Here is a 626-nt window from a genome sequence, read left to right on the forward strand (position 1 = left end):
TTATCGGGAAAGTTGCTTTTATTGCGGATCGGGTGCGTTAAATCAGAATCATTAATTTGTGTTTTTTTGATCCTAGTCATTTACTCAGGTTGTGTTTAACTTTTTTTTGCAACCCATTTTTAATCAAATCTAGAATTTTTTTCCACATTACAGAATTGAGAACAGGGTCATGTATTGAGCATGCAAAAAGTGTTTTCAATCTCTTGCATATAGGCTACGCACTAGGCATCCCTAGGTAAGCCTTTCTCAACAATTCTAATTAAACGCTTTTTCTTCGTCTCAATCGGTTCTGCATCTACAGAAGGGATATGGTTGAGCTGCTGGGTAAGTGCCCATTCGATGTGCTCATCCAGTAATTTACTTTCACCAAGTCGCGCATTAAGTGCGTCTATCACCCGTTGGCTGTATTCTGCATTACCAAGTGCGACAGATATATTACGTAGCCATTGTTCGTGACCGATACGACGGATAGCAGAACCTTCCATATTTTTTAAGAACGTCGCCTCGTCCCATTGGAATAATTCAACTAAGTCTGGGTTGTGAAAGCTTTCCCGGCGATGGAAATCTTCTTGTTCGGTAACGTCTGCATAGCGGTTCCATGGGCAGACGCGTTGGCAGTCATCACA

The 626-nt window shown here is 41.5% G+C and carries 1 pseudogene; it reads right to left on the bottom strand.

What is annotated here, in order from left to right:
• Positions 1–221: 221 nt before the first annotated feature.
• A pseudogene (locus R7190_RS28520) lies at positions 222–626 on the bottom strand (tRNA epoxyqueuosine(34) reductase QueG); the annotation flags it as partial.

Source organism: Vibrio sp. 1078-1 (genome assembly GCF_033340475.1).